General features: G+C 48.6%; 23 protein-coding genes. 2 read left to right on the forward strand and 21 right to left on the reverse strand.

Annotated elements, in window-relative coordinates; genetic code table 11:
- Positions 1-24 precede the first annotated feature (24 nt).
- Together ACO05Z_RS06710 and ACO05Z_RS06715 are read right to left on the reverse strand one after the other, a co-directional pair.
- Positions 25-2,415, reverse strand: a complete 2,391-nt coding sequence (locus ACO05Z_RS06710) for a PEP-utilizing enzyme (protein ID WP_421901386.1) — start codon at positions 2,413-2,415, stop codon at positions 25-27.
- A gap of 199 nt (positions 2,416-2,614) precedes the next feature.
- A complete protein-coding gene (locus ACO05Z_RS06715) occupies positions 2,615-3,832 on the reverse strand; it encodes a hypothetical protein (protein WP_421901387.1) in 1,218 nt (405 codons plus the stop codon).
- A 195-nt stretch (positions 3,833-4,027) separates the two neighbouring features.
- Between ACO05Z_RS06715 and ACO05Z_RS06720 the strand changes: the two genes are divergently transcribed.
- Complete coding sequence (locus tag ACO05Z_RS06720; RefSeq protein WP_421901388.1) at positions 4,028-4,300, forward strand: Nif11-like leader peptide family natural product precursor; 273 nt, start codon at positions 4,028-4,030, stop codon at positions 4,298-4,300.
- Between the two features lie 8 nt (positions 4,301-4,308).
- Here ACO05Z_RS06720 and ACO05Z_RS06725 read toward each other — a convergent pair whose 3' ends face one another.
- The 12 genes from ACO05Z_RS06725 to hmcA form a co-directional block, all read right to left on the reverse strand.
- Entirely contained in the window at positions 4,309-6,576 is a 2,268-nt protein-coding gene (locus ACO05Z_RS06725; protein WP_421901389.1) for a PAS domain S-box protein, read from the reverse strand.
- A gap of 29 nt (positions 6,577-6,605) precedes the next feature.
- Positions 6,606-7,037: an RrF2 family transcriptional regulator gene (locus ACO05Z_RS06730; RefSeq protein WP_421901390.1), complete on the reverse strand. Its 432-nt coding sequence runs from the start codon at positions 7,035-7,037 to the stop codon at positions 6,606-6,608.
- 101 nt (positions 7,038-7,138) lie between these two features.
- Positions 7,139-9,088, reverse strand: coding sequence for a response regulator (locus tag ACO05Z_RS06735; protein WP_421901391.1), 1,950 nt, complete (start codon positions 9,086-9,088; stop codon positions 7,139-7,141).
- Positions 9,089-9,175: 87 nt separating this feature from the next.
- Positions 9,176-9,541: a DVU0259 family response regulator domain-containing protein gene (gene divK / locus ACO05Z_RS06740; protein ID WP_320176105.1), complete on the reverse strand. Its 366-nt coding sequence runs from the start codon at positions 9,539-9,541 to the stop codon at positions 9,176-9,178.
- A gap of 141 nt (positions 9,542-9,682) precedes the next feature.
- Positions 9,683-10,036 carry a DVU0259 family response regulator domain-containing protein gene (gene divK, locus ACO05Z_RS06745; RefSeq protein ID WP_421901392.1) on the reverse strand — a complete coding sequence of 118 codons (354 nt, stop codon included), beginning with the start codon at positions 10,034-10,036 and terminating at the stop codon, positions 9,683-9,685.
- A 103-nt stretch (positions 10,037-10,139) separates the two neighbouring features.
- Positions 10,140-11,033, reverse strand: coding sequence for a universal stress protein (locus tag ACO05Z_RS06750; RefSeq protein WP_421901393.1), 894 nt, complete (start codon positions 11,031-11,033; stop codon positions 10,140-10,142).
- A 62-nt stretch (positions 11,034-11,095) separates the two neighbouring features.
- Entirely contained in the window at positions 11,096-12,484 is a 1,389-nt protein-coding gene (gene hmcF, locus ACO05Z_RS06755; RefSeq protein ID WP_421901394.1) for a sulfate respiration complex iron-sulfur protein HmcF, read from the reverse strand.
- Positions 12,485-12,517: 33 nt separating this feature from the next.
- Positions 12,518-13,195: a sulfate respiration complex protein HmcE gene (hmcE, locus tag ACO05Z_RS06760; RefSeq protein WP_421901395.1), complete on the reverse strand. Its 678-nt coding sequence runs from the start codon at positions 13,193-13,195 to the stop codon at positions 12,518-12,520.
- A gap of 23 nt (positions 13,196-13,218) precedes the next feature.
- The gene (gene hmcD, locus ACO05Z_RS06765; protein WP_136673849.1) at positions 13,219-13,380 is read right to left on the reverse strand and encodes a sulfate respiration complex protein HmcD; all 162 of its coding nucleotides are present in this window, start codon (positions 13,378-13,380) and stop codon (positions 13,219-13,221) included.
- 24 nt (positions 13,381-13,404) lie between these two features.
- Positions 13,405-14,577 carry a sulfate respiration complex protein HmcC gene (hmcC, locus tag ACO05Z_RS06770; protein ID WP_421901396.1) on the reverse strand — a complete coding sequence of 391 codons (1,173 nt, stop codon included), beginning with the start codon at positions 14,575-14,577 and terminating at the stop codon, positions 13,405-13,407.
- Positions 14,578-15,645 (reverse strand): sulfate respiration complex iron-sulfur protein HmcB, encoded by a 1,068-nt coding sequence (hmcB, locus tag ACO05Z_RS06775; RefSeq protein WP_421901397.1) that lies wholly within the window; start codon positions 15,643-15,645, stop codon positions 14,578-14,580. It abuts the gene before it with no gap.
- A 29-nt stretch (positions 15,646-15,674) separates the two neighbouring features.
- The gene (gene hmcA, locus ACO05Z_RS06780) at positions 15,675-17,312 is read right to left on the reverse strand and encodes a sulfate respiration complex hexadecaheme cytochrome HmcA (RefSeq protein ID WP_421901398.1); all 1,638 of its coding nucleotides are present in this window, start codon (positions 17,310-17,312) and stop codon (positions 15,675-15,677) included.
- Between the two features lie 457 nt (positions 17,313-17,769).
- Here hmcA and ACO05Z_RS06785 point away from each other — a divergent pair, with 457 nt between their 5' ends.
- Positions 17,770-18,093: a DUF805 domain-containing protein gene (locus ACO05Z_RS06785; RefSeq protein ID WP_421901399.1), complete on the forward strand. Its 324-nt coding sequence runs from the start codon at positions 17,770-17,772 to the stop codon at positions 18,091-18,093.
- 246 nt (positions 18,094-18,339) lie between these two features.
- On the opposite strand, the gene rmuC is transcribed toward ACO05Z_RS06785, so the two are convergent.
- From rmuC to ACO05Z_RS06820, 7 genes are all read right to left on the reverse strand, one after another.
- Positions 18,340-19,764 carry a DNA recombination protein RmuC gene (rmuC, locus tag ACO05Z_RS06790; RefSeq protein ID WP_421901400.1) on the reverse strand — a complete coding sequence of 475 codons (1,425 nt, stop codon included), beginning with the start codon at positions 19,762-19,764 and terminating at the stop codon, positions 18,340-18,342.
- Positions 19,765-19,998: 234 nt separating this feature from the next.
- The gene (locus ACO05Z_RS06795; protein ID WP_421901401.1) at positions 19,999-20,808 is read right to left on the reverse strand and encodes a DUF169 domain-containing protein; all 810 of its coding nucleotides are present in this window, start codon (positions 20,806-20,808) and stop codon (positions 19,999-20,001) included.
- Between the two features lie 164 nt (positions 20,809-20,972).
- Complete coding sequence (locus tag ACO05Z_RS06800) at positions 20,973-21,479, reverse strand: FHA domain-containing protein (protein ID WP_421901402.1); 507 nt, start codon at positions 21,477-21,479, stop codon at positions 20,973-20,975.
- Between the two features lie 502 nt (positions 21,480-21,981).
- Entirely contained in the window at positions 21,982-22,650 is a 669-nt protein-coding gene (locus ACO05Z_RS06805; protein ID WP_421901403.1) for a GntR family transcriptional regulator, read from the reverse strand.
- Positions 22,651-22,892: 242 nt separating this feature from the next.
- Positions 22,893-24,122 carry a hypothetical protein gene (locus ACO05Z_RS06810; RefSeq protein ID WP_421901404.1) on the reverse strand — a complete coding sequence of 410 codons (1,230 nt, stop codon included), beginning with the start codon at positions 24,120-24,122 and terminating at the stop codon, positions 22,893-22,895.
- 59 nt (positions 24,123-24,181) lie between these two features.
- Complete coding sequence (locus tag ACO05Z_RS06815) at positions 24,182-25,462, reverse strand: TRAP transporter large permease (protein WP_421901405.1); 1,281 nt, start codon at positions 25,460-25,462, stop codon at positions 24,182-24,184.
- 13 nt (positions 25,463-25,475) lie between these two features.
- Positions 25,476-25,964 (reverse strand): TRAP transporter small permease, encoded by a 489-nt coding sequence (locus ACO05Z_RS06820; RefSeq protein ID WP_421901406.1) that lies wholly within the window; start codon positions 25,962-25,964, stop codon positions 25,476-25,478.
- Positions 25,965-26,012: the final 48 nt, after the last annotated feature.

Consider the following 26,012-nt stretch of genomic DNA (forward strand, 5'->3'; position numbering starts at 1 on the left):
CGATTCTTAACTTTGAATACATGCTTAGTTTAATCCTGATCCGGAATTTTCCGGAGTGATTGTTTTCTGGCAGGCATCAAGTGTGCATCGCAATGAACCAGAGATTTTTTCATAAAGCATTTCGCCACAACCGATGGCTGCAGGAAGTCCGTATTCGGCACAACGTATCGCCATGTGCGAGTTTGTTCCACCGTACTTGGTGATCAGACCTGCAATATTTCTGGTAAAAACCCAATCATAGCCCGGGTCAGCACTTTCAATGCACACAATGAAACCTTCAAGGTTGATATTCTCAGAACAATGGGTATCAATTTTTACAATAGGGGCTTCAACACTTTTTGCGGTAACAAAGTTCGGGGTGCAGCGGTGCTGTGGTACGATGTATACGTCACGTGCTGAACGAATCAGGTAACTCAGTTTAAAAGAACTTGCTAATTCGCATTGCATTTGTCCTTTTTTAGCCAGATAATGGAAGTGTTTTTGAACTTTATTGCCTAACTGTGAATAAAGGGTTTCCATAATATCTCCGAAATTAAGCAGAGATATCTGTTCTCTCGTAAGGTCATTCAGTTTTCCCCATAAGGCCAGGCCTTCAAGGGCGTCTGAGAGGTTTTTGGTGAATACGAATTTAGCGTACTCCCTGCCAGCTATGGCCTTGCCCGCATAGTCAAAAAAATCATGGGCTTCCAAATTCATAAGGTCAGATTCTTTTAGTACTCTATTTATAGCTTTTTCTTCTGACTCAGTGAGTTCAAATCTATCTGCATGCTCACTTTCATTTGGCACAGAAGCTCCAGCAAAAAGATTTTCGCGGTCAGCGTATCGGGGTGAAAGAATGTCGTAGGTTCCGGGACGCAGATGGCCATATCTTTCAAGGAAGAACTGTTCATTTTTCTGCCCAAGGCAGACTTGACGATAATCACTGCTCATCTGGCCGGAAACGGTTTCCACTGACTTTTTGAAATCAGAGATTCGTTCGGCACTGATTGCACTTTCTGCCACAAGTGAACGGAAAAAAGATTCGGCAATGAAACCGTGCCTTGCGATTATGGAGAACGGTAGTGTGCCATATTCACAGCAGTCAGCTACAAGCTCTTTAATCATCGATAGGACATCAAAACTCTCCATGTCTTCTGAGAAAAACTGGTATTTTTCTTGTCTCTGGCGAAGTTCTTCAATGTCATCAAGAGCCTTATCCAGTGATGATTTCATAGCCAGATTCTTATTTGTCAGATCCAGCAATGCTTCACGGAAAATTTTAAATTCTTCTGTAGTAAGCAGGTCAGGATACCTTTTGTGGAATAATTTTTCAAAGTCAGGAGTATGAACAGTGAATGCAATCTCAAATTCAACCTTATCGTGGAAGTGTGGATTTTCATCAAGACGCTCAATCCATGCGTTGATAAGCTTTTCTTCCAGTTCTGCGGGCAGTCCGGCAGGTAGAAAAGAATTGAAGCTGTTGCGTACATCTATATATGGCCTGCCGGCAATGAGTACCATCAATTCTTCGGGCGGCATGCGGCGGTATCCCATAACTTCCCTTGCCTGACTCCATACCTTACGGGTCACTATTTCACGATAAAGTGAAGCGGCGAGCGGCTTGGGTGTTACTCCAATTATTTCAGCAGGGTTCCAGTCCGGCATAACGCCAAGAATAGTCCTTTCGCCCTGAATGCCACTTCTGCGTTTCATATAATTGTTCACAAAACTTTCAACAAAAGAAATTTTTTGGGAAACAATATTTTCAACGTTTCTTTTCCAGTTTTGTGTTGTGCAGATTCTTCGAACCTGGAAAAGGTGCATAATACCATTGCTGTCCAATCCGAATTCAATATCAAGCGGGGTATCTGGAAATGCTTTTTCAAGGTCATATACAAGGTCGACCATCTTGCGCAGGCGGGAAGAGTCAAAGTCATGACGACTAACGCCCTTGTATATGAAAACGGTTTTACTGACGCCGGTTCCACCGGTAATAGAATCTGTCTTTCCAGACTCGTCATCGTAGTTGATCACGTAATATGGAGAACCATCTTCAAGGCAACGGCTCATGATGACTCCGCTGACTTCTATCATGCCGATCATGGGCTGAATCAGGATTTGGTCATTTTTATCGCCCTTGAATGAAGAAGCTACGGTACTGATTGCCTGCCGCAGTTCTTTAGGTCTTTTTATATTTACATTGAGAATAGACTCAAAGGCCCCTGCATGGGAAATAGCGCTGCCGTCTTCGGCCTGAGAACTACTGCGAACGATAATCTTATCATGTTCGCTGAACCGTTTCAAAACAGCAGCCAGAACCAGCTCAGGATCATCAAGCCATTCTTCGATGCTGAAATAGTATAAATCCGGTACATTGAAACCGGTTCTTTTAAGAATCTCCAGTGTTTCAGCTTTGGTTCCGAATTCAAGGTTCATATTTTTGTCCTCCTGCTTCTTGGTAGCAAGAAAAGTTCCAATCTCAACAAGAGGTATACAAGTTAAGATAATTTTCTTGCTGTACGAACCTTGTGTTTTTTATTTAACTATTTGTAAAAAATAACAAATGTTATTTGCGCGTTATTTGTGACATGTCCTCTCAGTCTTTACAAACAGACGTAGAAAGCCAGAACGTTTGCTAAGCCGACAAGTCTTTGATTGCGAAAGTGTCTTTACCAAAACTTCCACTTGATAAAGCTCTAATAGTCAAAATTGCAGTTTTTTGTGCTGCTCCTGATATGCAATAATCACCAAAGACAGGGCGCATTTTAGCTATGTTTTCTTCATCGCTGGTGTGTGAAAATCCTTTGTTCTGCTCAATAAAACTTAAGATTCCTTCTGTGTTGTTTATATTATAAGAGACATCCAGATGAGAGTGTATTCGTTGGGTCACACTGTTGCCGGTAATATGCTCAGGTGTAAATTTGCAAATAAGTTTATCCCTTCTCTTCTTGGGTTGAACATGTGTAGTGTGGCATGCAATCATAGGAATGCCCAGCATAGCCGACGAAGTCATGGTCCCAGACTGATAGCCAGACAAAATCATGTCTACCGAAAAACGTAGTAAGTTTTGAGCCATGCGCCTTGACGGCCAACGTATCACACAATCCTTAATGCTGGGATATAGTTTGTCGTATTCCAGACCTTCATAACCTTTATAGATTACGGTCACGTGGTTTGAAAGAGCTTTAAGTCCGATTGCCAGTTCCGGCTCATAACAAAACTCGTCTTTAAAAAAAGCGATTATGGGCTTATCTGGTATGTCGATTCCTAGATACTCACATAATTCTTTTTTGAGTTCACATTTAGGCTCAAGCCTTTTTTGCTCCCATTCACCAAGGTGGTAAGGCCCAGTGTATGTATACTCTCCACGTTGGGATTCCGGGAGAGCGGTCATAGAATTGAAGAGGGCCGGATCGTCAGTTTTTAATACTTTTCCATTTTCAGGTGCTTCAAGGCTGCGTTGAAATTGCCCGATAACATAGCGTGCAGGGGGCTCTAGATATGCACTTTGGTCACTGGCATGATACAACCACAATACCCTTTTGGTCTTTAGCAGCTCAATATCTATCCAAGGGCTTTCCTTGTAGACGAGTAAGCCGGCACTAGCGAGGATTCCAGAATAGTTCTTTAAGCTCTCGTTAGTTGCAATAGTTACATTAAAACCTGATTCACGGAGTGAGGCTATGGTATGATAAAAATCTTCTGAGACTTGGCCACTTTGCAACAAGTTTTGCTGCCATTCAAGTTTATGTTCGCCAACGAGTATATCTATAAAGTCAGGAGGAAAGCTCTTGATTAACCCTTCAAAATAACTGAGCTCTATCGCAGACACAAGAAATGCACATGTTGCCACTGTCTATCCCTCCAAAATTTAATTCTAATTTGCATAAAAAAGTAATTATATCTTTATGCGGAATGTTTCAACTCAATGAATGTCTAAAATGAGAACGTGCAACACATGTATAATTTGTCATGCCTTGCTCTAAGTCGTTGGCCAAGTTAATATCAGGCATGATCGTGTAATCTTTAACACCGTTGGAGAGCAGGTATGTCTGTTGAAAACGCTAGAGCATTTATCGAAAAGGTCAAGTCGGACGGTGCGTTCAGCGCATTAATCAACAATGCAGGAAGCAAAGAGGCGCGTGTGGGGATTGCAAAAGAGGCGGGTTTGGAATTTACCGAACAGGAATATCAGGAAGTCACCTCGCAACTACCCACATGGACCATGGACGATTGGCTGGCGGCCCGGAGGGCATACGATGCGTTTGAAACAAGCTGGCTGGCCGGTGAATTTAATCCATGGCGTAGCGACTTGGAGTAGTCCTGAATTTATTCACCAACATCTCCGCGCGGGAAAGTGATGGTGAAGCATGCTCCGAGGTCTTCTTTTGTGGAGGCGGAGATGGTTCCGTTGTAATCCTTGATTATTCCGTAGGATATGGAAAGACCTAGTCCGGTTCCTTTGCCTACGTCCTTGGTGGTGAAGAAAGGCTCGAAGAGACGGGCCTGAATGGGGTCCGGGATTCCCGGTCCTGTATCGCATATTTCAATGATTACATGCTCATCCGTAAAGTCTGTCGTGATGTAAATTTTCTTGTCGTCAGCAAGGGGCACGCTGTCTTTCCAGCGTTCCTCAATTGCGTCACGGGCATTGATCAGTAGGTTTATGACCACCTGTTCCAGACGGTTGGAATCAGCCTTGATTATGGGGAGATGGCTATTGAGATTCCATTCCACGCTGATGTTGCGCAGGGTTAGCTGTCTGCTGAAGAAATCGAAGCCACGTCTTAAAACTTCGTTGACCTGCACAGGCATGGTTTTCATGTCGGATTTGCGCCCGAACTCACGCATGTGCTCAATGATCTTGCTGGCCCTGTTGACGTGGGTGTCCACACCTTCTGCCATTTCTTTGAGAACTTTCGGTTCAACCTGCTGGTTTCTTGTAACCTTGCGCATGAGCAGGTTGCTGATGGTTTTAAGGATTGCCAGCGGTTGGTTAAGTTCATGGGCCACGCCGGATGCCATTTCTCCAAGTGTGCTCATCTTGCTGGCCTGAATCAGTTGCTGCTCTGCTTCAAGCTTCCGGGTAACGTCACTGCAGGTGACGATTAGGGTGCGATTGCCATCGAACTCAGCCGGTGAAATTCTGAGCATGGCGTAAATTGTATTGCCTGATCTTGTCAGATGAGAGCAGGGGCCGATTTCTTTTTTTACTTTGAGCAGGTGCTCGTAATCATTGTGCTCTTCTTCCCGGAAAAGCTTAAGGAAGGAGCTTCCCAGAATCATATCGCGTGAATAGCCGTATATCTCCTCAACCGGGTCATTGCAGTTAAGGATAGTCAGTTTTTCAGCATCCAGCACGAAAACTGCCTGAGGAATGGAGTCGAAGATGGCATGGTAGCGTTGCTCGGAGGCAGCAAGGCTTTCTTCAAGTTCCTTGCGCCGGGTAATATCAAGCATCATTTCCATGGCAGCGACGATCTTGCCTTCACGGTCCTTGATAGGGGAGGTGTATACTATCCAGTGGATGGGTTTACCATCTTTGGAAAGGCCGGATTCCTCGCTCATGTGCGGGGTCAGGTCAAAAAAAGTTCTTTCTACCGGGCATTCTTCACATTTGCGGTCCCGGTCTTTGTTGATTTGGTAGCACTGCCTGCCTCGCGGTTTGCCAAAATGTTTTTCATAGGCTTTGTTATGGCGGATGACTTTGAAGTTGAGATCAACAACTGAAACCAGACAGGGGACGTTGTCGAAGAGATCCCGGTATTCTTCTTTCTGTTCCAGAAGGGCACGGTGTTTTTCCTGAACCTGCCTGCCCATCATGTTGAAGGCATCGGCAAGGGTACCAATTTCATCGGTCTGGGCGAGCTGGATTTCTACGAAATCCTGAGCCGAACCGAACTTACGTGTGGCAGTAATCAGTGCTCTGATCGGTTTAAAAATGAAATTATAGGCAAAAACAAACAATGCGCCAAAGGTGGCGATAAAGACCACCAGCGCTATGCCGAAATTGGCTTTTTCAAAAGTAGCTAGGATGGAGTCTTTTTTTTCAGTGGAAATTTCAAGGTCGAGCAGCCCGAGCAGTTGTTCATCTACAGAATGGACATGGCAGGGGCCGGGAGCACAGCCCTCAGAGTTGGGGATGGGCGTCATTATGCCCATGATCTTTTCACCATTGATGGTTTTCATCCGTGTGCGTTGTTCAAGGCTCATGGTGGCCGGCGGATTGTCCAACTGGTGGCAGTTCCAGCAGGGCGGGCTTTTGATATCAATGACGTTGTGGATTTCATCCGGATCATTTGAATAGATGATCTGGCCTTTTTTATTGATGACCCGGATGGATTTGATTTCGCCCTGCCTGCTGATGTTGTTGATGTCGTTCTGGATGAACTCCTTGGAATCGAGCATCATTGCGTGATGTAAGCTCAGCAGAACAGTGTCGGAGAGCATGGCAATATCAGACTGGATATTGCCGGTGACATTCTTCTTAAAGAAAACCACATTAAAGCTCGTCCAGAGGATCACGCTTAAAAGCAGGGTGACCCCACCGGAGAGGAGCATTTTCATGATCAGGGTGTGACGGTATTTTTTAAACACTCAACATCCTGCGTCTTGTGATTTATACGTTATTCCGGCCTGTCCATGGGACAGAGGCGGGCGTCTTTGATCAGGTCGGCAAGCGTGTATGAGTCCAGCATTTTGTACATGGCCTGATTTGCGTCATCCCAGATGGAGCGACGTAAACAAACAGCTGCACGGGTACAGGTGGTCATATCCCCATCACAGTCGAGTATCTTGTCTTCGCCTTCAAGGGCTTCGGTAAGTTTGCCAAGTGAAATATCTTCAGGAGCCATGGTCAGCACATTACCGCCATTAGGGCCGCGTTTTCCTTTGATGTATCCGGATTCTTTAAGTATTTTAAGTATCTTTTCCAGGTATTTCAGGGAAATATTTTCTCTGCGTGCTGAATCCTTACTGGGAACCGGGCCGTTTTCAGAATGCAGGGCAATGTCGAGCAGCAGGCGTGCTCCGTATCTTGAGCGGGTGGTAAGTTTCATTAAATTAATTGTATTTGTTTAAAATTATTAGGATATCCTATAGCTTGTTAAGCTCTTATAGCAGGATGCCGTCAAGATTGAAAGTCGGAGTAAAATGTAACTTATGCACAGGGGCAGGGACGTGGCTCTTTCTTAATTTCAGCTTTGCGCGGCAATAGAATTGTGAAAGTAGTTCCTTGTCTGGGTTCCGATTCCACGGTTATCTTGCCGCCGTGTTGTTCAATAGTCTGGTTGGAAATGAAAAGGCCTATTCCTGTTCCCCGTTTACCTTTGGAAGAAAAGAAGAGGGTGAAAATCTTTTCACGGGTTTCCTGATCCATACCCGAACCATTGTCGCTGATCTTGATTTCAATCTGCTCTGCTATTTCTTTAGCAGAGATATTGATAGCGTATTCTTTGTCTGGCAGTGGAGGCTCGCAGGCATCTACTGCATTTTCGAGAAAGTTTACTAATGCTGCGGACATGGAGCTTGTATCAATTTCAATTGTGCCGAGTTCTTCAGGGATGTCGATGTAGAAGGAAACATTGGCTGCTGCGGCTTTGGGCACAATCAGGGCGGCGGTGTCATTCAGGAAATTGCCGGCGGATATTGTTTCGGTCTCGATTTCCCGTGACTTAGCGTAGTAGAGGATGTCCAGTACCATCTTTTTGACCCGGCCGACGACATCTTTCAATGTTTTGGTGGCGTCTTCAACACGGGTGGAGTCGTTCTTGCGCAGCCCTGATTCAAGACGGTACAATCCTCCGTCTAGCGCGGTGAGCATGCCCTTAACTCCGTGGGACATGGAACCGAGCATGAATCCCAGTGAGGTCAGGTGATCCTGTAAACGGCGTATCTCAGTAATGTCAGTGGACATTTCCATTACCTGCTTGATTTCACCGTAGGCATTGCGCAAGGGAGCCGACCAGACCAGCATGTTCTTCTGTTCGCCGTTCTTGGTGGTAACTACAGTCTCCATTTGATGGGATTCACCGTCTTTAAAAGTCCGTTGAACCGGACATTCATCGCAGGGAGTGTCGCGGTGTTTGTATGAGGAGTAGCAGGTGTCCCCTATGGGTTCCAGAAAGTCTTCCTTAAAACGACGGTTGACTTCCGCAATGGTGTAATCCCTATTTTGTACTGATATGTAGCAGGGGGCTTCGTCAAAAAGGCGCTGAAATTTGGACTGTGTTTCAAGCAGTTCATCCCGCAAGCGCTGCAGCTCGGTCATATCTACGGAAATGTCGAGGACCAGCTCGATTTCTCCATTCTTGGCCGGGATGGGGGCGGTATAGACGGTTACAGGAATTTCTTCACCGTCTTCTGTGATAAAAGTTTCCTTGCTGCGCTGGCCTTTCCCGGTCTGGAAGGTCAGCTGAACCGGACAGGCGTTCCCGGCAGAATTGCGGTCGGAATAGATGTCAAAACTGTTTTTGCCGACCACGTCTCCGAGACGTTCCTTGAGAAGTTTGTTGGTGGCGACAATTTCGAGATAGCGGTTATGAATGGAAACCAGACAGGGCAGTTCGTTAAACATGCTGCTTTCGGATTCTACTTCATGGGCAGCATTTGAAAGGGCATCACTCATCCCTTCCACAACCTGACAGGCGGCGTTCTGACGCTCCAGCTCAATAATACGGCTGGTTTTTTCCTCGACCATTTTTTCGAGATTTTCAGTGTATTCCCGGACCTGACGTTTGAGCTGAATTTTTTCCATTACCCGCTCAAGGGAAAGCTCAAGCACATCATCATCAACGGGTTTGGTGATGAAGTCGGCAGCGTCGTTCTTGAGGGATTCAATGGCCAGATCAAGGTCGCCATGCCCGGTGAGCATGATTACTTCAATATGGGGATGGTCGTCTTTGATTGCTTTTAGCAGATCAATTCCGTCCATACGCGGCATTTTGATATCGGTGACGACTATGTCAGGGTGAAAATTTTCAAGCAGCTTAAGTGCCTCGACCCCGTTTTCCGCTGTCTCGACCGTATAACCAAAATCCATAAGAGTGAGTCCGAGGAAACGCCTCAGGCCTTCCTCATCATCAACAAGCATTATTTTATTGTCACTCATCACCGCACCCCTGCAAATTCATGACACAGTTCCGGCAAGCATGCCGGAAAAAATTAAGTAAGAAAGGCCCCTCCGTCGACAAGCAAGCTAGTCGTCGGTCTCGCCCAGAGCCTTTCTAACTATCTCAATAACTTCAGTGGGATCAAAAGGCTTTTTAATTGTTGCCACAGCCCTTTTGATCGCCATGTGAATTCCCGGAAGACCGCTGATGACGATAACCGGGATATTGGAAAATTCTTCTTCGAGGGTCAAACGGCGGTAAAAACGCGGCCCCCACTCATGGGGCATTTCCAGATCAAGGGTGATCAGGTCCGGTTTTTCAGCCATGGCCACATCGAAGGCAGATACACCGTCAGAAGCACGGCAAGTAAGGTAACCGTGGTCCTCGAATACCGTCACGAGGTAATCCACAATGTACGGATCATCATCCACAACCATTATTTTTTTTGGCATTTTTTCACCTATGCAATGATTTTAAGGGGTTATGTTTCCCTGTGGGATGAAGCCTACACCTAGCCTGCATACTCTTTCAAGTTAAAAAAATGGCCGGCCGGTGTATGAAACACCGACCGGCCCGATATGGATTCCCGTGGTTTAGCCGATTGTGTCCTTCACAATCCTGATCAGCTCTTCAGCATCGAAGGGCTTGGTCAGAGTGGCTACAGCCTTGGGAATTGCGTACTTATTAGCATTCAGACCGCTGATTACGATAACCGGAGTTCTTTTGAACTCATCGTTCTGAGAAAGCTTGCGGTAAAAACGGGGACCCCACTCACCGGGCATTTCCAGATCGAGAGTGATAAGGTCGGGTTTCTCAGCTTCCACGGCTTCCATAGCAACGGAGCCGTCTTCAGCCATGGCGGTTTCGTAACCGTTATCGGTGAACAGTTCGCTCAAGTAAGAACGGATATCCTGATCGTCATCTATAATTAAGATCTTCTTAGACATAATAACTCCTCCTGTTGAATCTTTCCCCTTCGTTATTCCCGGCAGCTTGAAGGTGTTCGGCTGCCGGGAGTATCGATTAATCAGATTCAGTTATGCTTACAGCCTAAACTTTATCGGGTTTGCTGACGCTGACCACGGGGCAGTTTGCCCTCAAGATGACCTGCTCAACAGTTGAACCGATACGTGCTCTTTCCGGATCAAGCTCATTGGTGTGGTGGGCGAGGCAGATAAGGTCCACGCTCTTTTCACGGGCAAGCTTGACGATTTCGACGTAGGGAGTTCCTTCCCATACTTCGATGTCGTAGTTTTTGAAATCGCCCATGAGCGGGACATAGGTTTCTCTGATGCGCTTGCGGGCGGTGATCAGGTTTTCCTCGATTTCGTTCTGGTCCAGAACCTTGCCGCTGATATCCAGGGCATGGAAGATAGTCAGGTCGCAGTCGAGTTCGCGGGCAGTGGACAGAGCGAATTTGAATGCGCTCTCAGCCTGCTTGGAGAAGTCGGTACCAAAAAGGATATTGGAGAACCCGCCCCAGTAGGATGCGGATTCACGGTGTATGGAAAGTACCGGGCAGCGGGCGGCTTTAGCCACTTTCTGCAGGGTAGATCCGGGATAACCCTTGTGGAAGGATGCATTTTCGCCGGAGCTAGCAGCCATAACCACGAGATCGCTGTCAGCCTTGCGGGCTTCGCGCAGGATTTCACGGGCAGGTACACCGGTTGTCAGAACGATCTTGGCGTTGTCAGCTCCTTCGAACTGTTTGGCGAAGGTGGTCTTGAGTTCTTCTTCAACCCAAGAGAGGTATTCTTCGTCAACCTCAACTTCTTCACCGGTTCGAACGTCGTTGACAACGTGGGAAAATGCCTTGGTAGGCACACCCACAACATGGAAGATCGTTACTTCAGAACCGTAGCGTTTCGCCATGTCGAAGGCTACGCGGGCGGCTCCGAAGCTCGCAGGGGAGCCGGTAGTCGCCAAAAGGATTTTCTTAAACATGTGACACCTCGTTCGTTGCGGACAATATCAGATAATCATCGGCCCCGAAGGGCCGATGGCTACTACCATTCGACACGCATGCCTTCGGGAACGTCCAGCATACCAATGATCAGGGGCTTAAGGAAAGACCAGCGGATACCGATCTCATATTCTTCCTCAAGGTCTCGGATTGCATCCCAGCAGTTGTGGCAGGGGGCAATAACCAGCTTACAGCCGGTGTCGAGGATCTGATCCATTTTCTTACGCAGGGCTACGTTACGCTGTTCGCGGTAAAGGCCGATTCCGTTGAATCCGCCACCACCACCGCAGCAGTAGTTGTGTTCCTTGTTGGGTGCCATTTCCACGAAGTATCCGGGCTCAACAATGTAGCTCAGAATTTCGCGGGTTACGTCTTTAAGACCCTGGTTACGAACGTAGTTACAAGAATCCTGAAGTGTTACAGGCTCTTTGATACGTTTTGCGGGGTCGATTTTGAGTTTGCCTTCGCGCAGTGCCTCGGCCAGCCATTCAACATAGTGAATGTAGGGCTTGGGAGGCAGACCGTCTTCACGACCGGCCCAGTAGGGGCCTTCGATTACGGTTGCGCGGTGAGCGTGACCGCACTCGGTACCGGTTACGCGTGCAGGGTTCAGACGTTCAATCGCGTCGTAGACGTGGTTGACGTTGTCCTTGCAGCATTCCCAGTCACCGGCAAACATGGACAGGGAGGTCTGTTCCCAGCCTTCTGAAGGCACGGTCCAGTTGGTTCCCGCCACGTGGAAGAGAATCGCAGCTTCAGCGAGATCTTCCGGGTAGTGCTTGGGCTCACGGGCGTTACAGGTGTACATGATGTCGGCATCCTGCTTGTCCACAGGGATGGTCAGACCGGGCCATTCTTCCTCGGTCTCTTCAGCCATCCACTCACAGGTTTCAACCCAGTCTTCAGTGGTGACGTCCATCTGTGCGCGGTAAACGCGGTGCATGCCGGAACCGATTTTCAGTTCCCAGGGAACAAAGCCCTGAGAGTAAAGAAGTCCGCGCAGGTAGGAGAACATAACACCCATGTCGATGCCGTGGGGGCAGTACATACCGCAGCGGTTGCAGCAGGTGCACTGGGACCAGGCAACTTTCATGCAGTGGCGCATGAACTCGTTGTCCACCTGTCCTTTTTTCTTGACGATGTGGCCAAGAGTGGACTGGATTTTATATGAGGGTACCTGCTCGGGTACGCTGTCGTTAACCTGATAGAGGAAACAACTGTCAGCGCACATGCCGCAGTGGGCACAGATTTCGAGCCAGGTTTTGATTCTGGACTTCATGGTTTTCTGGATAGTGGCCCACAGAGCGTTGGTATCCACATCCAGTTTTTCCATTTCAGCGTAGTATTGCTTACCGCTCTTATCTGAAAGAGTCAGCTTGAGCTGCTCATCAGTTTTGATCGGCTGTCTGTTACAAAGTTTACCTTGAGGCATTTTCTTACTCCTGTTTGGCTGTATTTTATCCTGTTACCAGGAGAAGGTGGAGCCTTTCAGGCCGCCGCGCTTGATGCCGTAGTCCATTCCGAGCTGTGCACGGGAACAGAAGAAGAGCACGCAGTGGCTGAGTTTGGTGAAAGGCAGGCACAGCAACCAGATTTGTCCGGTAATAATATGTGCCAGCAGCCAGAACTGGTAGTCACCCATCTGGTAACGGGCGATGAGGCCGGTTACGAAGGGAGCTACGGTTATGAGCAGCATCAGATAGTCGTATGCTGTGGTCAGAATTCTTACTTCCGGGAGTGCGATGCGGCGCAGGATGATTGCGACACAAGCTACGATTACGGTCCAGGAAAGCAGGTCCGCAAAGAAAGCGGGCATCTGCGGCAGGCCGAATCCCAGATTTTCCTGCAGCATGATGTTATGTGCTGCGAGGAAGATGGGGGTAGCGAGCAGTCCGATGTGGAATGCAAAGAATATAAGGGTGAAGCCGGGTTTTTTTCTCCATGCGCGAGCGCCCACGGGGTTCAGCCAGCTGAATATTGAATTAAAGGCGCCTTTCAGTCCGTAGGACAGATGGGCTTTATATGCCACGCGGTCGAGCTGCTGGCTCAGGCCCTTGAAGTAGAGCACTACGCGCACCAGCAGGCCGCCGAAGCTGATTGCGAAAACCAGCCACATCAATGGCCCTGTCAGAAGTTCATACATGATATTATCTCCTCACATCCGGCTTAGTGGTGGTCGCCGTAGTTCTTTTTGTTTTCATCACGGTAGGCTTTCCCGCCCATGAGGAACTGCCAGAACAGGGTTACGCCGACCAGTGCTCCACCCATCAGAAGGTACATGATACCTTTTGTGAATGTGTAGTATTCCTGAAGGTTATGTGCTTCCATTTTACTATCTCCTGTACAGACGGCCTAGTGGTCGCCTTTGTAGTCGGGGTGCTCAAAGAAGATGGGCATCCGGGTAGTGATGAAACGGAAGATCACAACACCGAGAGTAACGATGAATACTGAGATTCCGATTTCAGTCATGCTGGGGAAGTATCTGTCAGCAGCGGGCAGATGGTAGTTGAACGCAATCATGGAAACGTTGAACCTGTTGAAGACGATACCGAGCACGGTGATGATCGATGCCTTCTTGATCAGGCTGAGGTTTCTGTCGCGAACCCCCACAGCATAGAGGAAGCAGGGCAGGGCTACGAAGCCGAGCATTTCGGTCAGGAACAGCAGGCCGTAACCTGAAGCCAGGTAGTGCCAGTTGTTGTCGTAAGCTACGCCCATTGTTTTAATGAAGAAGTAGCCGAAGAGGACCAGAGATGCAGCTTTACCGAAGCCGAATACCACGCCGTCATGATGCTTGAGGTACTCTTCGTCCATCATGCGGTGCAGCTTCTTGTGGGACATGGAGCCCTCGAAGATGACCATGGACATACCTGCTGCAATACTTGAAACAAAGAAGTAGAGCGGCATGTAGGGTGAATACCAGAGCGGATGCAGCTTGGACGGTGCGATGGTGTACAGCGCGCCGAGAGAAGACTGGTGCAGAGTGGAGAGCACTACGCCGAAGATGGTCAGCACCAGGGTCAGTTTAACGACCACTTTGCGGATCTTCTTCCAGCCCAGCCATTCGAACATGGCCGGAGTGAACTCGATAAAGAGCACAGTCAGGTAGAGCATAACGCACAGACCAACTTCGAAGAGCAGGGAGGTGGTACCCTGAGAAACGAAGATGGGGTAAGGCAGTCTCCAAGGACGTCCGAGATCGTACTGCAGTGCGAATACAACCAGAGCGTAGCCGAGGAAAGCCGTCAGGATTGCCGGACGTACAGCGGAGTGAAAGCGCTTGAGTCCGAAGATATAGCAGGCTGCGGAAGTGGTGTATCCACCGGCTGCAAGGGCAACACCGCAGAGCAGGTCGAATCCGATCCAGATTCCCCACGGGTTGTTGTCATCAAGGTTGGTAACGGGACCGATCCCCTGAGTGAATCTGAGTACGGAGAGCACCAGACCCATTACGAGGATGGCGCCGGCCACCAGATTGAAGGTATTGAAGGCCGATTTAGGGCCGTTGTTCGCGGGAGTGGACATTTATGATTCCTCCTTCTCGCTGTTTTCAGCCTCTTCAACCTCTTCTTCAGCAGGTTTCAGGGCCTCTTCCACGGCTTTCTTGACCTCGACCTCGATCTTGCGCTTGTTGGCTACATCAGCCTTTTCAAGTGCATCAGAGAGGGTCTTTTCAGCTTCGGAGCTTGCCTTGGCAAGTGCGTTCTTTACTGCTTCTTCACGCTCTTCATCGGCGATCTTGCTGTTGCGTTTGCTTACAGCGTAGATGCCGCCAAGGAGTACGGGCCAGAGGCCTGCAACCATGGGAACTGCTGCCAGTGCGCCGGCGGTCAGTTCGGGTGCGGATTTGGTGCCGAGGTCTTCACGCATGCCGATTTCGTTGAAAGGCACGCCGGAAAGGTACATCCAGCTGGTTCCGCCCATTTCTTTTTCACCGTAGATGTGGTGAACGTAACGGTCGGGGGTGCGGCGGATGCGCTCGCGGGCGATGGTGATAAGTTCTTCCCTTTCACCGAAAACAAGTGCTTCCTTGGGGCAGTCCTCAACACAGCCGGGCAGTTTGCCTTCGGCCAGACGGGGTGCGCACATGGTGCACTTCATGACTCTGGGAGTCAGGGGCTCATCATATTCGTAAGTCGGGATTTCAAAGGGGCAGGCCACCATGCAGTAGCGGCAACCTACACAAACCGACTCATCGTAAACAACTGCGCCATTGGGCAGTTTCTTGAATGCTTTAACAAAGCATGCGGATGCGCAGGCGGGCTCAAGACAGTGGTTGCACTGGGACTTGCGGAACACGGGGTTCTTAGGTCCGGCGTACTTGTTGACCACAGTAAGGGTCTTGGCGTCGGTTCTGCGTTTGCTATCCAGCACGGACAGGTCGTCGAATTTTTTCTCGGGCTCGGGAAGCTTGTTGACCTTGTTACAGGCCGCTTCACATTTGCGGCAGCCGATGCAGCGGGTTGCGTCGAAGAGTACACCCTTGCTTCCGGGATATCCCTTGAACTCTTTGCCTGCGGCCTCGGCTCCTGCGGGGAGGCTTGCTCCCACGCAGGCTGCGCCAAGCATTCCGAGGAATGTTCTGCGTTGCATTTATCTGTTCTCCTTCAGGCTATCCGTTACTATTTCTTCGCGTGACATGCGGTGCAGTCAGTTGAAGCAGGCTTCTTGATGTTCATAGCGTCATGACAGGTCATGCACTGAACATGGTAAGCAGCCTTGAGGGCCGGACGTCCGTCCTGAACTTTACCGCCGTGACAGCTTGCGCAGCTCGGCGGAGTAGCGCTAGCAGGGCTGTTGTGGTGGCAGCTTCCGCACACACTAAGGGGGGTGCTGTGGAAAGCATTAGCCATTTTGTCACCCTTCATACCGTCGACCATAGTCATGATGATCTTACGGTGGGGCAGCTTGCTGGCCTTGTATTCATTTTCGAGGACGTTGATGGTCACGAATTCGGGAATGTCCTTTTCAGCAACCAGTACCGGGGAGGTAGGACGCTCCATAATCAGCTTGGACGCAATGGCTGCCTTGGCGGAGGCATCCATTTTGACGGGCTCGCTGGAGGTGGAAGCGGGGCCGTTATGACAAACAGCACAGGTTTCCTTGGACTGGATTACATTCTTGGGCATGAGTTCATGACAGCCTGCACATTTCGGGTCTTTCTGTTTAACGGCGTGACAGCCCACACAGGATCTGGTGCTGTCGGCCTTGTGCATGGCCTTGTCGAGAGTAACGAATCCGCCATCCTTGGAACCACGAACGGTGTGACATGAGGAGCATGACTTGTTCATGGTATCGTGGTGGCAGGAGCTACAGGAGTCAGTGTAGCCTTCGTGAGCTTTATGGTTAAAAGCAACACCAGCCATGGTAGCTTTTACTGCAACGTTGTCCTGTACCGGAGCGGTAAGCAGAACAGCGTCAGGCTGGTTTCTGGGCAGGCGAGGAAGGGTGCCGCCCATTTTTTGCAGAACTGCAGCGTTGTCTTCCTTGATGTCCGCAACCTGATTCAGGCCGTGACAACCGGCACAGTCGACAGGGCCGGTCTTTTCAGCCTTGGCAGCTTTCATTTCAAGGTGACAGGATACACACTGACCGTGAAAAGCTTCAGAAGTGTTGAGCTTAACATTGCCGGTGGGCTTGGCGGTATGACATACGCCACAATTTTCTTCCTGTCCTTTTACGTATTCAAGCTTCTTATCAAGATTGTTGTATACGTGGTGACAGGCTCCACAGTTGGTGTCCTGACCTTCATCTTTTGCGATGAGCTTGGAGTCCCAGTGGCGGTAGTGGAGGATGTTCTCCATGCCTGCGGGAGCGCGCTCAGCTTTGATTTCAGGGTCAGCAACGTGACAGCTGCGACATTCACCAACCTGAGGTCCGGTTTTCTTTCCGGCCTTGGCGTCGGCAGCGTGACAGCTGATACAACCGTTGTGGTAAATTTCTTTGAGCTGTTCAGGGGTTCCGTCCTCAAGTCTATTGAACTTGTAGGATACAGTTCCCTCGTTTTTCTGGTGGCAGGCAGTACAGTCTTTGCCTTGCTCGGCCACCGCCTTTGCGTGTGTTTCATGGAGAAACGCAACGGCAGGCAGTTCCAGTTCTTCCTGAGCGGCAATAGTGTCGATCATGATCAGATCAGGACGCTTGTTGCCGTTTTCCTGCGGGGTTCCGACCATGCTCAGTGCTTCCATATGGAAGCCGAGCACCCCGGCCAGGACGATCAGGATACCGGACAATCGCAATAGTTTCTTTCCGTTTGCCATGATATGGATCCCCTCTCAATGCAATTAGCCATGGAGCCTCTTACTCCAGACCTTTGTTGCTCCGGTCGGTTTTTTATAATTATTCCCGACTTTTATTCCTCCGTGGAAAGCCGTTTTTGCAGAATAACTTTTCTAAACGTTCCGGTGCGCCTCATTTCCCATCCATCGGGTTGGTATTAATACCTCCTCAACAGATAGGTTTTTATACCTGCCCGATAGGTATGTTATTAATCTACATTCCGTCAAGGGGTGTTTTTAAAAAGTTGAGCTAGATAATTCCGGATTTTTTAGGTCTGAAATTGGGTGAATTTTCGGGTATGTTGCGGCGTGTAAAACTACGTAAAATTGTCGTGAATTCTGCTGGCAGTTTTTTTTAAAATCCTTGACACAAATTGAATTTGACCTGAATAAGCAGCGGAGAAAAACGGCCTATATGCCGGGGAGCGATAGAAGATAAATGAAATATTATGTTGAAATATTGAAGAAATTTAATGATTTTCACGGTAATGCCAGCCGTAGGGAGTTCGTGCATTTTCTCCTTTTTCATTGTGGCATTATCGCTGTGCTGTTCTTTCTGGGCTTTGCCATCGAGCACGCTTTTTTTCACAAAGTGATTAATACTGTGAGCGGTCTTTTCGTGATCGGGACTTCGTTGTCCTGTATTGCGCTTTTCGTGCGCAGGTTGAATACGCTGGGACGCAATCCCAAGTTACTTATGGCGGCATTGATTCCGGTGGTCGGGCTGCTTTATCTGCTGTTTATCTGTCTGAAAAAGGACTGAGCGGTATTGATGTCTTCGCAAGTATAAGCTGCTGGTAAATTTGCGCAGAAAAAGGGCCTGAAGTTCTAAACTTCAGGCCCTTTTTCTTATTGATCTGATTGTCTACTGAAAAGGGTAGGGTGAAATTTTGAATTTTTACCCTCGCTATGTTTTCTGCAAATTTGCATAACATAACCAAAAGCAGAACAGAACCACATGTCATCACTCCCTTGATGAGAATGCCCCATGGAAAGGGCGGCTACCCTCCTAGCCGTCCTTTTCTCCTTTTTCCAGCATTTGAAATTCGTTGCCGTTCAAGGCTTCTTCGGCCAATTCTTTCTTGATGGAACGTTTGGGTTTAACGCCCAATTCCTTCAGCATTTCAGCCTGACGAATGAGGTTGCCGGAGCCGTTGCAGAGCTTTATCCGGGCTTTGTCATATGAATCCTGAGTTTGACGGATTCGTTCACCCACTTTTTCCAGATCATTCACGAAATTTCTGAATTTATCGTAAAGGATTGCACCCCGGTTGGCGATTTCCTGCGCATTCTGGTTTTGCCGTTCCTGCCGCCAGATGTGGGCAACGGTCCTGATTACAAAGAGCAGGGTGCTGGGACTGACAATGAGTACGTTTTTATTCCAAGCTTCCTGCCAGAGGCCAACATCATTAGAGATTGCCAGTGCAAAGGCTGGTTCAATAGGCACGAACATGATCACGAAGTCCGGTGATTTAATGCCGTACAAATCCTGATAATTTTTGGCTGACAGATCCTTGAGATGGGCCTTGATGGAGTTGATATGTCCCTTTAAGGCAAGGTCGCGCTGGGTTTCGTCTTCTGCCTCTGTGTATTTTAGGTAGCCGGTCAGTGAAACCTTGGAGTCCACCACCAGATGCTTCTCTTCCGGGAGATGGATGACCACGTCTGGCTGAACTCTGGTTCCATCCTGACGGGTATGGCTGACCTGCACCGTATATTCGTGGCCCTTGCGAAGCCCAGATGCTTCAAGGACCCGTTCAAGGATCAGTTCCCCCCAGTCTCCACGGGTCTTGGATTGGCCTTTCAAAGCCTTAGTCAGGTTGTGGGCATCATCGGAAAGCTGGCGGTTGAGGTTCATCAGTTGTTTGACCTGAGCAGCCAGTTCGGACCTGTCCTTGCCTTCCTGAAAATAGGCTTTTTCAACCTGTTCTTGAAACTCGTGGATTTTTACTCCAAGTGGGGCAAGAATCTGTTTAATATTTGTGGCGTTCTGGTCTGTGAACCTTTTAGACTTTTCTTCGAGGATTTCCCCAGCAAGATTTTTAAATCTATTGGAAAGTTCTTCCTTGGCTTCTTCAAGCAGAGCCAGTTTTTCCCGGCCCTGATTCTTCTCATTTTCAAGGTTGGATTCGGCGACTTTGTATTTGCTGTGCAGGTTTGAGTATGCAGTGGTCAGTTTATGCTTTTGCGCTCGCTCCTGCGCCAGTTCCTTTTTAAGTTCAGGTAATTGTGAGGCCTGCTCCTCAAGTCTGGCACCGAGCTGGAGTTGTTCCTGAAGATGATCCTGAAGTTCGGCACTCTTCTCCTTTTCTTCAGCAAGACGTCTTTTGCCGAAAATGGCAGCAATGCTTAAACCAAGCAGTAGCCCGCCAAGAGCACTGCCCAGCAGAACCGTTTCATTTCCAATCATTTCAAGGGGTGGCAGGGAGAACACAGGAACCTCACATTTCAGAATTAGTAGTCGAGTTTAAGTCCGTGTGCTCGATAGCATATGTCTTTTTATTAATATAGGGGCGGAGTAGGGGGATAAAAAAGGCCAGCTTTGAAAAGCTGACCCTTCTATGGAGTGAATTGGCTTTCTAGAGCCAGAATGAGTCAAAAGAAATGGTTAACCCGTTTTTGAAACCCTTTCCTTCTAGCTTTTACACCATTAACACCTCCTCATTTTCTATAGCATGTCTTCCCAGAGCGGGGATGAAAATATTCCGTCCTCTGCTGCGTCTTCATATTCTAGGAAAAGATTCCAAGGCATGGATAAAGTCAGGTATTCAGGGGGGATTGTCTTGCGTGTGTGTTTGCGGGCTGCAAGATCGGTGAGTCCGAGGACAGGACGTGGCTGGGGAGATTCCGCCTGTTGGAATACATATGCTCCCATCATCTGGCAGGCCGCTCCTTGCGGGGCCATAATATCCAGCAGACCATCGCGGATTGATCCGGCAAGAGTTATGAGGGCTGAGAGCTGGAGTGGGTTTACAACGAAAATTACCGATTCAGGTGTCTCTGCTTCAGTCACTTCGGAAAGAGGTTTTAAAATACGGTATTTTTCTTTGAAATTGTACAAAGGGAGTTCTTCGGTCATCCAGCGGCGGGCTTTTTCCGGGGTAGCGTGGAATTTTTCGCCTACTGTAAGTTTGTTGACCATGTGCTTGGGAGCATTGTCGATTATTTGCTGGTATGTTTCCGGGGTCTTTGCAGAGTAGATACCTTTGGAGAAAAATGCTTCAAACGTATCAAGACCGCCCATTGCTGATGGATATACAGACCCGAACCCCAGTCCGGCCGAAGCTCCGGGACATCCATATGTCTTGCGATCAAAAACTGCTGTTTTGCCATGCGCGGTTACTTGCGCGAACATGGTCATGATACAGACATATTTTCCTTCTTTGGGCTGCAGGGCTTCGTCTGGACGTTCATCTGACCGGAGCAGGGCAACAGGATGGAGTTCAGGTTTCAAGTGTGCCGCAATAATGCTTTTCATATTATTCTCCTGTTTGAGATTGTGGTGTGGTCATCGCTTAACACATTGATTGGCCCGATATTGCAGGATTTAACTTTCGTGTGGATTGCGTGAAAATTACACGGGTGTAATGATGCGGAAAAGTGATTCTGGGATAGGTGGCTTCTGTCTTTTATTAAAATCGATTAGGTAAGGCTTTCAAAATTAAGTTCAATCCCACCTACCTGTATGATGTCACCTGATTCTAGGATATGGGTTTTGTTGATTCTTGCGCTATTAACATATGTACCGTTTTTGGGTGAAAGTTCTTGTATCAACATATTGCCGTTTCTTTGATAGATAATACAGTGGTCTCTGGAAACATGGGGATCAGTTAATATTATGTCGTTGTCATCGTGACGCCCAATTGATGTTTTGCATTGGTAGGGTATGAAGTGCTTGCTGATTGTCTCTTTGTCAGAATCTTTGATGATAATCAGCCCTACAGCAAATTGCCTTGCGAGAAGTTTAGCTGCTTCAGGGTCTGTTACAAGCAGTTTTGAATAATTAACTGCGAATTCATTCTCCCAAAGTTTAGCTTCCTGTTTAATTTTTATTTTGGCTATTAGGTATGATGAGAGTAAAGTTATCAGTGCCCCTGCCAAGCCTCCAAGTAAACTGCATAATATTGCTACTAATGTGTTTGATGACATAGGATTTATATTATTGTTTAAGATTAGTGTTGCATCGTTTTAGCTTTATTTTTTAGGCAACCGCCCTCCGGCATTCAAGCACGCTTTTAGTGATTTAAATGGAGTGTAATGCTTTGTACGAGAGTAGTATCTAGAAGATGAAGTATGGCAAATCCCAGATTTTGACATCTTTACAATGGTTGATGAGCTTTTCGTATAATTTGGGCTGGTTTTATGGTTTGCTGCCAGAGATAAAGCTGGGGCAAAAGAGATGAAGAGGATAAGGCAAATCGTAACCAAACGTTTAATCATAGCGACCTCTTGAATTTTAATAAAAAGACTAGTGCTAGGAAAAACCGATTAAATTTTGCGTTAAATAAGTACCTTTTACTATATGTTGGAATGATAATAAAGGTTGGACTAGTTTTTTGCCGATACTTTCCTTCCTAAACAAGAAAAGGGCTGGCTCCCAAGAAGAGCCAGCCCTTTTAAATTACCAAAAGTTTTAATCAACTATACAAATTTATCCCTTATGGACATCAACTCCATACTTGGACATGCGCTTGCCGGAATCGGTGTAGTGCTTGCGGATGGTTTTTTCGAGTCTGGAAGGGCGTCCTGATTTGAGGGCTTCCAGAATAACGAGGTGGCGTTCGTAGACCTGCTTGGGAGTGTAGAGGTTGATCCAGCGCTTGTAGAGCAGAAACTTGGAGATGCCCTGACAGGAGCGGCGGCAGAGTTCTATGAGCAATTCATTGTCTATGCGGGAAAAGAGAATGTTGTGGAATGTGGTATCCAGTTGGGTCAAGGATTCGTGATCCTCCCCGGACTCGGCTACCTCGTGCATCTGCTCCACGATCTGTTCGAGATTGGAAATATCTTCATCTGTGTAGAGGGGCATGGCCTGCGTTACTGCAGCGGCTTCGAGTACTCCGCCGGTGAAGTAACTATCCACTATCTGCTTGGCAGTGAGGGCTGATACATGCTTGCCTTTTTGCGGCTCGGATTTAATGAGTCCTTCCCGGGCCAGAATCTGCAAAGCTTCGCGAATGGGTGCACGGCTGATGCCGAGTTTTTCGGCCAGCATTACTTCTTTGACCTGGTCGCCGGGGGACAACTCCCCCTCAAGGATGGATTGCTTAATATATTCAGCGACTTGTTCGCTGTAAGTTAGTTTTTTGATGCCGTCCATGGAATCTCCAGTACTGAAAGGGTCGCGTATGTCTGCTAGTATTTTTTTAAATATTTGTGTCATTGAGATATCGTGAACTTTATGGGTTGTCGAGTCTTACCAGCAGGAATGCTTGCGGAATAATATTTCCAAGCACGCGTAATTCTCTGGATAAATATTAATACAATCCCGAATGTTAGTTGTTTAAAAAGCAGAAACAGACCTCCCGGCGGGAGGCCTGCCTCTTTGGGTTGCACAATCTACTAGAATAAAAAATCGTGTTCAGCTTTGTTGAATGAAAAGCGTTCTTCCAGTTGTGTTTGTGCTTTTTCGGCATTTTCAGCCAGTGAGGGCAGGGCCCTGAAAATGACGTCCATATATTTGGCTGCGTCCTCGGTAGTGAATGCCGGAATTTTCCATTCTTTGATGTAGTCTTCGGATACCGTCATGGATAGGACTGCGCTGGTTCCGGGCATAATGCCTCCGCCGCCGACCTGATCATGCATGTGTGCGCTCATGAAAGTTACGCCGCCAGCATCCTGGCTTACGATTAGTGCCAGTTCGCTGATGAGCTTTACCTTTTCTGCTGAGGTTGCCGCATTGGTAAAACTGTTGCCGATCTCGGAGATGCGTTTGCCAAGGGCCTGCACGGCTTCCTTGAGCTCTCCTGTATGACGGGGGTAGGCTGTGTCTGCACTGAGATACGGCAGTTTTGCTGCTTCAATACCGGAAAGCAGGGCCTCGTATACGTATTGGTTGTCAGCTTCAGCGTTGATGCGCACCCACATGCGGTCATGATCAACTCCTTCACATATGGAAGGCACATAGGCTTTACTCTCAAGGATGATGGTTGGCAAGCGGTCAAGACCGAGGTCTTTCATGGTTCGGCCTTTATCACCTAGGGCGATGTTGCCTTCAAGGTCTTCGTCAGGGCCGAGGCCTCCGTCATTGGCATTTACCAGTGCCATTACGGAGACCGGAATTTCATCAATGAGCAGGCGGGTGCCGATGCAGCCGCCGATTTTATTGGGCATGTCTTCATTGCCGCGAATGAAGCTGCCGGGAAATTTCTTATCAAAGGTGTCCATCACAGCCAGACAGCAGGCGGCTTGAAACGCTACCGGACTTTCGAGTACTCCCTGACCGTAAATACGTCCGAAGGCCTGAAATGCAGCGGACTGGCTGTAGGTTGCATCCAGATTTATTGCGGATGCGACAAGTGTTGCTTCGTGCGGGGTGAAGCTTCGGCGTGCGGTTGCTTTGCCTATTCCGCCGTCTTTAGTGGTAACGGTCACTTCGCCGGAAAGAAGGTCTACTTTTGCTTCTGCAATGGTGGTGTCGGCGGGGTATGCTTTTTTTATGATTTCAATGGCTGCGGCGAATCCGGCGGAATCATCCTGAACGAAACCGCAATGGCTGTGCACGTGTCCGACGCCTGCATGGCCGGAAATCCCGAGGATGCTTTTCCCTTCTGGATTAGGAGTGATCTGCATGTGTGTTGCTCCGAAAAAAGTTGCCCGCCGTCTGGAGGGTGACGGCGGGCAGAGTATTATTACAGCCCGGGCAGCCAGAGTGCCATGGGCGGAAAGAAGACAATGGCGAGGAGTGCCAGAATCATAGTGAACAGGAAGGGCATAACTGCGGCACTGAGTTTCTCAATGCTGATGTTACCGATGCTGCAACCTACGAAGAGGTTTACACCAACCGGAGGAGTCAGGAAGCCCATGGAAGCGCAGACGATCATGACAATACCGAAGTGGATCGGGTTCATGCCCAGTACCTTAACCACAGGCAGGAGCAGCGGGGTCAGGATCAGGATGTTTGCCAATGCGTCCATGAAAGTGCCCATGATCAGCAGGAATACCAGGATGATGGGGATAAGAACGTACTTGTTGTCGGATACTCCCACGAGGAAGTTAACGAGCATATCGGGTACATTGTAGAAGAGCAGGATCTGACCAAGTGCTGTCGCAGTGGCAACCACGAGGAAAATGGATGCGGTGGTCAGGGCTGTGCCCTTGAAGATTTCAGTTACCTTTTTCCAGCTCAGGGTGCGCAGTACGAGACCTTCAGCAACAAAGGCATAGAGAACTGCGATAACACCTGCTTCGGTGGGAGTGGTCAGACCACCGTAGATCCCTCCGAGAACAATGAGCGGAACCATCAGTGCAACAATGGAATCTTTGAGTGCAGTCAGGATTTCCTTGAAAGTGGCGCGTTCACCGGAACCGGTGTAGCCGTGTTTCTTGGAAAGGATGTAGCTGCAGATCATGAGGCAGACACCAACGAAGATACCGGGAATGACACCTGCGATGAACAGGTCACCTACAGAAACACCGGCGGTGGTACCGTAGATGATCAGCGGTACACTGGGCGGAATCATAACGCCCAGACAACCCGCTGCGGTGTTGACGGCAGTAGAGAAGGAGGTGCTATAGCCTTCTTTTTTCATGGAGGGGACCATGATTCCGCCAACAGCCGCAACGGTTGCAGGTGCTGAACCGGACAATGCTCCGTAGAACATGCTGGTTAGGATGGAAATATGCGCCATACCGCCGGTGATGTGGCCGACAAGGCTTTTAGAAACGGTCAGCAGACGTTGAGCCATACTCCCTTTCTGCATGATTTCACCCGCCATAATGAAGAACGGGACAGCCATGAGCGGGAATACATCAAGAGATGTGACCATTTTCTGAATCAGGAATTCGTAGGGCAGCATGTCGCCTGCCCAGATACCCACGATTACGCTCATTCCGATGGCGACGCCGATGGGCACGCTCAGGAAGAGAAATGATGCGAGTGAAAGAAATGTAAGGACGATTGCGGTATCCATTTATATAAACCTTCTATTTTTCCACCGGGGAGGCGAATTTAATATCTCCACGGATAATGGCGAGCACGCGCTGCGCGGTGCGGATGCCCATGAGGCCCATGCCGACGGGAACACTGAGGAATACCCAGTACATCTGGATTTCAAGGGCCGGAGTCTTCTGTCCGGTACCGGCGAGGAAATCAACCATCTGGAAGCCCCATACAGCAGTGCACGCACAGAATCCGATGGTGCAGATATAGGCCGCCAGAGTCACGTATTTCGCAATGTTCGGGCCGAAGCTGCGCAGAATGGTTACTTCAAGATGGCGGTCTTTCTGGGTCGCATAGCTGCAACCTACATAGACGGACCAGATGAAGAGGTAGCGGGCCAGTTCTTCAGACCAGTCCAGCGAACTTTGCAGGACGTAGCGCATGAAGACCTGAACTGCGATGATCAGGGCCATGCCTGCGAGACAGGTGGATGATACGACCCCTTCGACTTTATCGAATAAATTTTTACTCATGGCGCTCACGCTTTTTTGAACAGCGGCCACCGGGAAAGGTTGTTCCGG

Origin of the sequence: Maridesulfovibrio sp., from assembly GCF_965230075.1 — a bacterium.
GTDB lineage: Bacteria > Desulfobacterota > Desulfovibrionia > Desulfovibrionales > Desulfovibrionaceae > Maridesulfovibrio.

Excerpts from the sequence above, each read along its gene's own strand:
- ACO05Z_RS06720 (WP_421901388.1), top strand. The coding sequence starts at position 4,028 with ATGTCTGTTGAAAACGCTAGAGCATTTATCGAAAAGGTCAAGTCGGAC.
- ACO05Z_RS06735 (WP_421901391.1), bottom strand. The coding sequence starts at position 9,088 with ATGAGTGACAATAAAATAATGCTTGTTGATGATGAGGAAGGCCTGAGG.
- hmcA (WP_421901398.1), bottom strand. The coding sequence starts at position 17,312 with ATGGCAAACGGAAAGAAACTATTGCGATTGTCCGGTATCCTGATCGTC.
- ACO05Z_RS06795 (WP_421901401.1), bottom strand. The coding sequence starts at position 20,808 with ATGAAAAGCATTATTGCGGCACACTTGAAACCTGAACTCCATCCTGTT.
- ACO05Z_RS06810 (WP_421901404.1), bottom strand. The coding sequence starts at position 24,122 with ATGCAGATCACTCCTAATCCAGAAGGGAAAAGCATCCTCGGGATTTCC.
- hmcB (WP_421901397.1), bottom strand. The coding sequence starts at position 15,645 with ATGCAACGCAGAACATTCCTCGGAATGCTTGGCGCAGCCTGCGTGGGA.
- hmcE (WP_421901395.1), bottom strand. The coding sequence starts at position 13,195 with ATGTATGAACTTCTGACAGGGCCATTGATGTGGCTGGTTTTCGCAATC.
- ACO05Z_RS06710 (WP_421901386.1), bottom strand. The coding sequence starts at position 2,415 with ATGAACCTTGAATTCGGAACCAAAGCTGAAACACTGGAGATTCTTAAA.
- divK (WP_421901392.1), bottom strand. The coding sequence starts at position 10,036 with ATGTCTAAGAAGATCTTAATTATAGATGACGATCAGGATATCCGTTCT.
- ACO05Z_RS06800 (WP_421901402.1), bottom strand. The coding sequence starts at position 21,479 with ATGTCATCAAACACATTAGTAGCAATATTATGCAGTTTACTTGGAGGC.
- hmcC (WP_421901396.1), bottom strand. The coding sequence starts at position 14,577 with ATGTCCACTCCCGCGAACAACGGCCCTAAATCGGCCTTCAATACCTTC.
- ACO05Z_RS06805 (WP_421901403.1), bottom strand. The coding sequence starts at position 22,650 with ATGGACGGCATCAAAAAACTAACTTACAGCGAACAAGTCGCTGAATAT.
- ACO05Z_RS06815 (WP_421901405.1), bottom strand. The coding sequence starts at position 25,462 with ATGGATACCGCAATCGTCCTTACATTTCTTTCACTCGCATCATTTCTC.
- hmcF (WP_421901394.1), bottom strand. The coding sequence starts at position 12,484 with ATGCCTCAAGGTAAACTTTGTAACAGACAGCCGATCAAAACTGATGAG.
- divK (WP_320176105.1), bottom strand. The coding sequence starts at position 9,541 with ATGCCAAAAAAAATAATGGTTGTGGATGATGATCCGTACATTGTGGAT.
- hmcD (WP_136673849.1), bottom strand. The coding sequence starts at position 13,380 with ATGGAAGCACATAACCTTCAGGAATACTACACATTCACAAAAGGTATC.
- ACO05Z_RS06750 (WP_421901393.1), bottom strand. The coding sequence starts at position 11,033 with ATGTTTAAGAAAATCCTTTTGGCGACTACCGGCTCCCCTGCGAGCTTC.
- ACO05Z_RS06785 (WP_421901399.1), top strand. The coding sequence starts at position 17,770 with ATGAAATATTATGTTGAAATATTGAAGAAATTTAATGATTTTCACGGT.
- ACO05Z_RS06820 (WP_421901406.1), bottom strand. The coding sequence starts at position 25,964 with ATGAGTAAAAATTTATTCGATAAAGTCGAAGGGGTCGTATCATCCACC.
- ACO05Z_RS06730 (WP_421901390.1), bottom strand. The coding sequence starts at position 7,037 with ATGAAACTTACCACCCGCTCAAGATACGGAGCACGCCTGCTGCTCGAC.